12 protein-coding genes and 1 pseudogene are annotated in these 8,026 nt (G+C 68.8%); 6 read left to right on the top strand and 7 right to left on the bottom strand.

Annotation, left to right across the window (positions count from 1 at the left end; genetic code table 11):
• From DMC18_RS08125 to DMC18_RS08110, 4 genes are all read right to left on the bottom strand, one after another.
• On the bottom strand, window positions 1-491 hold a 491-nt coding region (locus DMC18_RS08125), incomplete at its 3' end, for a HEAT repeat domain-containing protein (RefSeq protein WP_146218010.1).
• On the bottom strand, window positions 492-1,568 hold the full coding sequence (locus DMC18_RS08120) for a YaiO family outer membrane beta-barrel protein (RefSeq protein WP_110120259.1): 1,077 nt from the start codon (window positions 1,566-1,568) through the stop codon (window positions 492-494).
• The gene (locus DMC18_RS08115) at window positions 1,565-1,972 is read right to left on the bottom strand and encodes a response regulator transcription factor (protein WP_110120260.1); all 408 of its coding nucleotides are present in this window, start codon (window positions 1,970-1,972) and stop codon (window positions 1,565-1,567) included. Before DMC18_RS08115 ends, DMC18_RS08120 begins: the two co-directional genes overlap by 4 nt.
• Before the next feature lie 191 nt (window positions 1,973-2,163).
• Window positions 2,164-2,655 (bottom strand): 3D domain-containing protein, encoded by a 492-nt coding sequence (locus DMC18_RS08110; RefSeq protein ID WP_110120261.1) that lies wholly within the window; start codon window positions 2,653-2,655, stop codon window positions 2,164-2,166.
• A gap of 189 nt (window positions 2,656-2,844) precedes the next feature.
• Between DMC18_RS08110 and DMC18_RS08105 the strand changes: the two genes are divergently transcribed.
• The 3 genes from DMC18_RS08105 to DMC18_RS08095 are packed head-to-tail and all read left to right on the top strand — an operon-like array spanning window position 2,845 to window position 4,933.
• Window positions 2,845-3,432 carry a glutathione S-transferase family protein gene (locus DMC18_RS08105; RefSeq protein ID WP_110120262.1) on the top strand — a complete coding sequence of 196 codons (588 nt, stop codon included), beginning with the start codon at window positions 2,845-2,847 and terminating at the stop codon, window positions 3,430-3,432.
• Between the two features lie 17 nt (window positions 3,433-3,449).
• Window positions 3,450-4,481 (top strand): S1/P1 Nuclease, encoded by a 1,032-nt coding sequence (locus tag DMC18_RS08100; RefSeq protein WP_110120263.1) that lies wholly within the window; start codon window positions 3,450-3,452, stop codon window positions 4,479-4,481.
• 5 nt (window positions 4,482-4,486) lie between these two features.
• Complete coding sequence (locus tag DMC18_RS08095) at window positions 4,487-4,933, top strand: NUDIX domain-containing protein (RefSeq protein WP_110120264.1); 447 nt, start codon at window positions 4,487-4,489, stop codon at window positions 4,931-4,933.
• On the opposite strand, the gene DMC18_RS08090 is transcribed toward DMC18_RS08095, so the two are convergent.
• Window positions 4,930-5,259, bottom strand: coding sequence for a hypothetical protein (locus DMC18_RS08090; RefSeq protein WP_110120265.1), 330 nt, complete (start codon window positions 5,257-5,259; stop codon window positions 4,930-4,932). The two genes, DMC18_RS08095 and DMC18_RS08090, sit on opposite strands and share 4 nt — an antisense overlap.
• Window positions 5,260-5,360: 101 nt before the next feature.
• Between DMC18_RS08090 and DMC18_RS08085 the strand changes: the two genes are divergently transcribed.
• The 3 genes and pseudogenes from DMC18_RS08085 to DMC18_RS26835 all read left to right on the top strand — a co-directional run.
• Complete coding sequence (locus DMC18_RS08085) at window positions 5,361-5,702, top strand: (2Fe-2S) ferredoxin domain-containing protein (protein WP_233245263.1); 342 nt, start codon at window positions 5,361-5,363, stop codon at window positions 5,700-5,702.
• Window positions 5,703-5,726: 24 nt separating this feature from the next.
• The gene (locus DMC18_RS08080) at window positions 5,727-6,464 is read left to right on the top strand and encodes a TlyA family RNA methyltransferase (protein ID WP_110120266.1); all 738 of its coding nucleotides are present in this window, start codon (window positions 5,727-5,729) and stop codon (window positions 6,462-6,464) included.
• 17 nt (window positions 6,465-6,481) lie between these two features.
• A pseudogene (locus DMC18_RS26835) lies at window positions 6,482-6,604 on the top strand (hypothetical protein); the annotation flags it as partial.
• Between the two features lie 12 nt (window positions 6,605-6,616).
• Here DMC18_RS26835 and phhA read toward each other — a convergent pair.
• Complete coding sequence (gene phhA, locus DMC18_RS08075) at window positions 6,617-7,492, bottom strand: phenylalanine 4-monooxygenase (protein ID WP_110120267.1); 876 nt, start codon at window positions 7,490-7,492, stop codon at window positions 6,617-6,619.
• Window positions 7,493-7,573: 81 nt separating this feature from the next.
• Window positions 7,574-7,903 (bottom strand): heat shock protein HspQ, encoded by a 330-nt coding sequence (hspQ, locus tag DMC18_RS08070; RefSeq protein ID WP_110120268.1) that lies wholly within the window; start codon window positions 7,901-7,903, stop codon window positions 7,574-7,576.
• Window positions 7,904-8,026 lie beyond the last annotated feature (123 nt).

Below are 8,026 nucleotides of genomic sequence, written 5' to 3'. Positions count from 1 at the left end.
GAGGGCGGGGCGCCGGCCGCCGCCAGGCCCTTTACGGCCGCCATGCGCACGTTCGCGTCCTTGGAGCCGATGGCGCGGCGCAGGGCGGCCTTGGCTTCCTCGCCGCCCAGGGCGGCCAGGGCCTCGACGCTGGTCAGGCGCTCGTCGCGCGATCCGCGGGTGGCGCGCTTCTCGAGAGCGGCGACGAGGCCCAGCCGCTTGAGGGCGGCCATGGCGCGATCCTGGTCGGCGCCGCGGATCATGCCCTGGAAGTCGAGTATGGCCTCGGCCAGTACTTCGGGCCGCCTCAGGAAACGGCCCAGGTCGTCCGCCGCCTCGGCCTGGCCGCGCAGCAGGCCCGAAAGAGCCTGGATGATGATCCGGCGTTCGCTGGCGCGATCGGCCGCGCCGGCCTCCTTGAACAGGCGGGCGACAATCAGCGCGCTCATCCAGGTCAGCGCCCCGGCGATCAGGACGAGGGCGATGACCCAGATCAGCGTCAGCGACGACATCTAGAACCGTCGGGTGACGGCGACGCCGATCTCGTCGCGGTCATAGGCCGTGCGCTTTTCGTGGGCGCCGGCGACCTGCACCGTCCAGCGCGGCGCAAGGTCGAAGGCGACCCCCGCCGACACCGCCTCGACGGGCACGGTGGCCCCGTCGGCGCTTTCCGGCGCGTCGGCCCAGCCCAGGCGCAGGCGCAGGCGCTCGGTCGCCGACCATTCGCCGTTCAGGGTGTAGCCGGACTGATGCTTGCCGCGTTCGTCCTCGGTGTTGATCGAACGGGCCATCAGCGACACTGGTCCAGCGGCCAGCACCAGATAGGGTTGCAGGCTCTTGACCTCGCCGACCGCGTAGCGCGACCAGACGCCGTCCACGCCCAGCCGCGCCCGGAAGGTTCCGGTCGTCCGCAGCCCAGCCGAGCCGCCGGCCCGCACGGTGAATTCAGGCCGATAGTCGGCGTCCGGCGCGCCGCCGATGGCGATGAAGCCGTCCCAGCGGGGCGAAAAGGTTCGAGCCGCCAGCACCTCGCCATAGGTGTCGGAAACGCCGAACCGCTCGGTGTGCTCGATGGACCCGCCGATCGTCGTGCGCGGATCGATGCGGCGGGAGAGGGCGAGGGTGGCCGAGCTCCAGTGGCCCAGGTCCTGGCTGAGTTCGCTACGGGCATAGGCGACGTCCAGCCGCCAGCTCGGCTCGCCCGGCATGGCCAGGGTGGCCGAAATCTGCTGGTCGAGCCCGCGGGCCTCCGCATCGGCGGATCCGCCGGCCAGCAGGGGCGCGAGCCGGCGCCTGGCCAGTTCGGGGCGTCCGGCGAACAGGGCCGAGCGGGCGTAGGCGATGCGGGCGTCGCGATAGTCGGGGGCCAGGGCGAGGGTGGTCTCGAAGGCCCGGTCGGCCTCGGCGTAGCGCTGGGCGGCCATCCGCGAGAGGCCAAGGTTCAGCCAGACGTCGGGGTCCTTGGGGCGCTGCCTGGACAGCTGGTCGAAGGCGGCGATCGCCTCGCCCGTGCGTCCGGCCTGACGCGCCGCCACCGCCGAGGCGTAGGCGGGATCGGCCGACGGAGCTTCCTGGACCGCTTCGATCACGCGGCCACCGGGGCGATGCGGAACAGCCGGGCCAGCAACTCGTCCGGATCGAACGGCTTGGGCAGGTAGTCGGCGGCGCCGAGGTTGAGGGCGGTGACGATGTCGTTGCGGCCTTTCAGGGCCGTCAGCATGACCACGGGGATGTCGCGCAGGGCGTTGTCGCCCTTCATGCGCCGCAGCACCTCGAAGCCGTCGATGATCGGCATCATGCCGTCCAGCACCACGACCTGCGGCCGCGCGGCGCGGGCCGCTTCGAGCACGGCGCGGCCGTCCTCGAAGACGCTCACCTCGTAGCCGGCCATGCTGAGCTTGTGCTCCAGGATCTCCCGGAGCAGGGCGTCGTCGTCCGCTATCAGGACCGAAGGCGAGGACGCTTGGTTACTTTCGGATCGCCTCGATGCCATGCCATGCCTGCAAGCTTAGCTATAGGGGGGTCGAAGTGCACCTATCCAGAGTGGTTCAGAACCGCGCGCGAGGCCAGCGCGAACATCGCGCATTTGGTTAACCAGGGCGGCGTTGCACGCCAGGCGCGCAAGCGAAAGCCGGCGCGCAAGGCGCCGGCGTCATCGAGGAATTGTCGGAAAAGGGCCGAAGCCTATTCGGGCGGACAGCCCTTGAACTCGCCGACCTTGGTCACCGAGAGGCTGGCGAGGTTCAGGTCCGCCAGCGGCTTCATCGAGCCGGCGCCCTGGCCGCTGAACATGTCGATCTTGTTGCCCTTGATCGCGCCGCCGATGTCGGAGGCGTACCAGTAGCCGTCATGCTTTTCGCCGTTGGGCATCGGCAGGCCGACGGTTTCCTTGATGAAGACCACGGTGCGGCGCGGGATCACCTTGGTGTCGACCGCCAGGGTGCGCATGGCCACCACCTTGCAGCCGAGGCTGTCGAGGGCGCGGATGCCCCGGGCGCCGGCGTGGTAGAGCGTCGCCTTCATCTTGTATTCGATGGAGCCGGGCAGGCTGCCGGTAAGGGCGCCGGCGATCAGTTCGCCCAAGGGGTCCTTGCGCTCGGAGTCAGGACCCGCGGCGGCGGGGAGGGCGGCGAACATGGCCATGAAGGCCAAAATTCCGGCGAGCGTGCGTCGCATCGAGGTTGTCCTCTTATCGGCGTATCTGTCGGTTCGGCGGTCTCCTTAAGCCGATCACGGCTCCGTGACAACCCGCTTAAAACCGCCCAAATGGGCCGGAATCGGATGAAAACTTCTGGTCAAGCTCGGAACTCGGTTGAAAATTCAATCGTTTAGCGCGCCGTTTGAAAAGTGAGGGAGGGCGACGGAATGACGCTGCGGATCTTCGGCGACGGCAAGTCGGGCAACTGCCTGAAGGTGAAGTGGACCGCCGAGCGCCTGCGTCTTCCCTACGAATGGATCGAGGTCGACATCCTCAAGGGCGAGTCGCGGACCGCCGACTTCCTGGCCATGAACCCGGCCGGACAGGTGCCCGCCGTGGTGCTGGAGGACGGTCGTTTCCTGGCCCAGTCCAACGCTATCATGCTGCACCTGGCCGAGGGCTCGGTGCTGATCCCGGCCGATCCCTACCTCAAGGCCAAGATGTACGAGTGGCTGTTCTGGGAGCAGTACAGCCACGAGCCCTATGTCGCGGTGGCGAGGTTCCAGGTCGCCTACATGGGCAAGCCGGTCGAGTCGCTGGACGGAAAGATCGTCGAGCGGGGCCACGCGGCGCTGGCGCGCCTGGAAAACGGCCTTTCCGGCAGTGGTTTCCTGGTCGGCGACCGCCTGACCCTGGCGGACATCGCGCTGGTGGCCTACACCCGTGTCGCCCACGAGGGCGGTTTCGATCTGTCGCGCTATCCGGCCGTCAAGGCCTGGGTAGGCCGCGTCGAGACGGCTCTTGGCATAGATTGAAACGCCTCGGAGCGCGCATGACGTCGCCGTCTTCCACCGTCAAGATTCTCGTCCTCGCCGCCGCCCTGGCCGCGCCCGCCCAGTCGGCCCTGGCCTGGGGCGCCTCGGGCCACCGCATGGTCGGCGTGCTCGGCGCCTCGACCCTGCCGGAAGACGTGCCGGCCTTCGTGCGCAGCCCCTACGGCGTGGCCGCCATCGGCGAATACGCCCGCGAGCCGGACCGCTGGAAGGGCTCGGGCAAGGTGCACGACACCGACCGCGACGCCGCCCACTTCCTGGATCTCGACGACGAGGGCCGGATGTTCGGCGGACCGAAGTTCACGGTCGAGACCCTGCCGGCCACCCGCGCCGACTACGAGACCGCCCTGCGCGCCGCCGGTCAGGACAGCTGGAAGGCCGGCTACCTGCCTTACGCCATCATCGACGGCTACCAGCAGCTGGTGAAGGACTTCACCTACTGGCGCGTGCTGGTCGCGGCCGAGAAGAACACCACCGACGCCCAGAAGAAGGCCTGGTACGCCGCCGACCTCAAGCGCCGCGAGGAGCTGCTGCTGCGCGACCTGGGCGTCTGGGCCCACTATATCGGCGACGGCAGCCAGCCCCTGCACATGAGCGTGCACTACAACGGCTGGGGCGACTATCCGAACCCCAACAACTACACCCAGAGCAAGGGCACCCACGGCGCCTTCGAGGGCCCGCTGGTCAAGGCCGTGGCCAAGGACGACGAGGTCAAGGCGCTGATGCCGGCCCCGGTCGATTGCGCCTGCAGCATCGAGACCCGCATGGTCGGCTACCTGACCACGACCTGGAAGCAGACCGAGCCGCTGTACCAGCTGGAAAAGGCCGGCGGCATGGTCGAGACCGATCCGCGCGCCAAGGCCTTCGTCGACGCCCGCCTGGCCGCCGGCGCCGCCGAGCTGCGCGACGTGGTGACCATGGCCTGGAAGGCCAGCGCCAACGGCAAGATCGGCTATCGTCCGGAGATCAGCGTCGCCGACGTCGAGGCCGGCAAGGCCGATCCGTGGAACGACCTGTTCGGCAAGGACTGACATCCTTGATCGCGTTCTACGCCCCTGACGTGTCCCTGGCCTACCAGGACCGTCACGCCGCCTTCGGCATCGCCGAGGACACGCAGGGGCGGATCGCCCTGGTCGAAGTGACCAAGCCCGGCAAGGCGCCTTATTTCGACCTGCCGGGCGGCGCCGTCGATGGTGATGAGACTGAAGGCGAGGCTCTGGTCCGCGAGTTCGGCGAGGAGACCGGCCTCGTCGTCGAGGTCGGCGCGCGCGTGGTCGACGTCTCCCAGCCGTTCCTGAAGTCCGACGGCCAGCCGGTGCGCAACTACGGCGGCATCTACGCCGTGAAGGCGGTCGGCGAGCGCCCCGAGCTCAAGGTCGAGGACGATCACAAGCTGGTCTGGCTAGACCCCCGCGACGCCGTCGTCGCCCTGCGCCACGACGCCCATTCCTGGGCGGTCGCGGCGTGGATGCGGAAGGGCTAGTTCGCCTTCTTCTTCAGCAGGGCCTTGGCCTCGGCGGGGGCGACCTGGTCGAACAGCATCGACAGGTGCTGGTCCTTGGCGTGGTCGTTGTGCAGGTCCCAGGCCAGGGAGATCGGCAGGCGCAGGCGGCCGCCGTCCGGCAGGCGGGCCACCAGCACGCGCCAGCTGAAGCCGTCGCCGGGATCGCCCAGCGGACCGAATTCCAGCGGGGCCGGGTCGCGCAGGCGGAAGGCGCGGTCGGCCTTGGCGGCGAACCAGGCCAGGTCCTCGGCGGCGGTCGGGTCGGCGGCGGGCGGCGCGAGCTTGCCCTTGAGATTGCGGACCATGACGGCCTCCGAAGCGTTGAAGCGGGCGTCTCTAGCACTTCGCGAGGCGACTTCCCATGTCCAAGCCTCGGGCTGGGCAGTCCGAATGCAACGAGGCTCAGGTGAGCAAAGATAGGCCGATCAAGCGCGTGCGCGCCGACTGGAACGAGGTGGTCCTCGTCTGCCGCAAGTGCTCGCGCAAGCTGGACGGCGGCTTCGGCAAAGGCGGCGAGCAGAGCTTCGCCAAGGCCCTGCGCAAGGCCTCCGGCGGGGGCAAGGGTAAGGATCGCAAGGCGCCGCTGGCGGTGATCGAGGTCGATTGTTTCGACGTCTGTCCCAAGGACGCCGTCGTCGCGGTCAATGCTTCGCGGCCCCGGGAGTGGGTGGTAGTCCCGCGCGGCGCGCCGATGGACGCCGTTACCGCGCGCCTGGGTCTCGCCGCGAACGACGCCGAAGCGGCGTAAGCGCGAGTCTGCTATCAGGCGCGCATGAGCCGCAAACGCGCCGACATCCTGCTGGTCGAGAAGGGCCTGTTCGACAGCCGCGCCAAGGCGCGCGCCGCCATCGAGGCCGGCTGCGTCACGGCCGACGGCAAGGTCGTCGCCAAGGCCTCGGAAGCCATCGACGAGACCGCCGACATCGTCGCCGAGGCCGCACATCCCTGGGTCGGCCGAGGCGCGCTCAAGCTCGTGCGTGCGCTGGAGTTGTGGCCGGTCGCTATCGAGGGGCGGATCGCCATCGATGTGGGCGCGTCGACCGGCGGCTTCACCGAAGTCCTGCTGTCGAAGGGCGCGGCCCGCGTCCTGGCCGTCGACGTCGGCCGCGACCAGTTGCACGCCAGCCTGAAGGCCGATCCCCGCGTCGAGGATCTGTCGCCGCTCGACGCCCGCGCCCTGACCGCTGGGCACGCGCCGGACGGCGCCGGGCTCGTCGTCACCGACGTCAGTTTCATCTCGCTGGAAAAGGCCCTGCCGGCGGCGCTGGCCCTGGCCAGGCCCGGCGCGGACCTCGTCGCCCTGGTCAAGCCGCAGTTCGAGGCTGGCCGCGAGAACGTCGGCAAGGGCGGTCTGGTCAAGGATCCCGAGATCATCGCCGCCTGCGTCGATCGCGTGTCGGCCTTCCTGGAGGCTTCGGGCTGGACGGTGCGCGAGCACGCCGACAGCCCCATCGCCGGCGGCGAGGGGCAGGTCGAGAAGCTGCTCTGGGCGGTGAAGGGTCAATCCTAGGCCTCGCCCAAATTCGTCATCCCGGGCGGAGGCGCGCAGCGCCGCAGACCCGGGACCCAGGGGCAACTGCGCTGCGCCGGCCCCTGGGTCCCGGCTCTACGCTTCGCTACGGCCGGGATGACGATGAATTGGAGTTCTGAAGAAGAGCGGCCCTAGGCCGAAGCCAGCCGCCCGCCGGCCGTGGCATAGGCCTGACTGCCTCGCGTCAGCACCTGGTCGCCGCCGACGATCTCGGCGATGCCGATGTCGCGCGCGCCGGCCAGCCGCTCGTAGAGCGCGGCGAAGTCGCGCAGGGTCACTTCCTGCAGCGTCTGGATCGACGGGATGACGAAATAGACCTGCTGGAAGTCGTCGATGCGGTAGGGCGTGCGCATCACCCGCTCCAGGTCGAAGCCGATGCGGTTGGGGGAGGGGTCTTCGAGGGCGAAGATCGACTCCGTGCGCGACGAGACGATGCCCGCCCCGTAGATGCGCAGCCCCGCCGGCGTCGCCATCAGTCCGAACTCGACGGTGTACCAGTAGAGCCGCGCCAGGTTGGCCAGCCGCCCCAGGCCCAGCGCCCGCTGCCCGCCCTGGCCATAGGCCTGCATGTAGTCGGCGAACACCGGATCGGTCAGCATCGGCACGTGGCCGAACACGTCGTGGAAGACGTCCGGCTCCTGCAGGTAGTCCAGTTCGTGCGGCTTGCGGATGAATTGGCCGGCCGGGAAGCGGCGATTGGCCAGGTGGTCGAAGAACACCTCGTCGGGCACCAGGCCTGGCACGGCCACCACGCTCCAGCCGGTCAGGCGCTGGAGCTCTTCGTTGATACGGTTGAAGTCGGGGATGCCGGTGCGGTGCAGGTCCAGGGCGTCGAGGCCGCGCAGGAACTCGTCGCAGGCGCGGCCTTGCAGCACCTTGGCCTGGCGTTCGTAGAGGGTGATCCAGACGTCGTGCTCGGCCTGGCCGTAACTTTCCCAGCCCTGGTCGATCGTCCAATCGGGCCGCGCCCCTGGGGGCGGCCCGCCGCTGAAACCGTCTGCGCTCATGAAACGACGTTACGCCCGCCTAGCGGCAAGTTCCGTTCGATTTTTGCGCGCAACCGCCATTCGGGCGGATAGGCATGCCTGTCAGTGCGAGATCCGGGGGCGAAGCTTGTAGGCGCCGTGATCGAAGGACTCGAAGATCAGCGCGGCTTGCGGATGCTGCACGGGCTCGCCGGTCTCGTCGGCCAGCAGGTTCTGCTCGGAGACGTAGGCCACATAGGTGTTGTCGTCGTTCTCGGCCAGCAGGTGGTAGAACGGCTGGTCCTTGGACGGCCGGATGTCCTCGGGGATCGACTCCCACCACTCGTCCGTATTGGCGAATACGGGGTCGACGTCGAACACCACACCCCGGAAGGGGAAGATGCGGTGCTTGACGATCTGGCCGATCGCGAATTTGGCGAGTCTCTCGTTCATGATGAAGAGATTACGACGAGTCTCCTGACTGAATCCTGAACGTAAACGACGCCCATTGTCGCGCAACGCCATGCTTCCGAGAGGCGAACTCGATTGCTATGGTCATCGACGAAGTGAGGCGGT

Origin of the sequence: Caulobacter sp. D5 (assembly GCF_003185805.1) — a bacterium.
GTDB lineage: Bacteria > Pseudomonadota > Alphaproteobacteria > Caulobacterales > Caulobacteraceae > Caulobacter.
The sequence above is the reverse complement of the archived record's forward strand: the minus strand, read 5'-3'. Positions and strand labels throughout refer to the sequence as shown.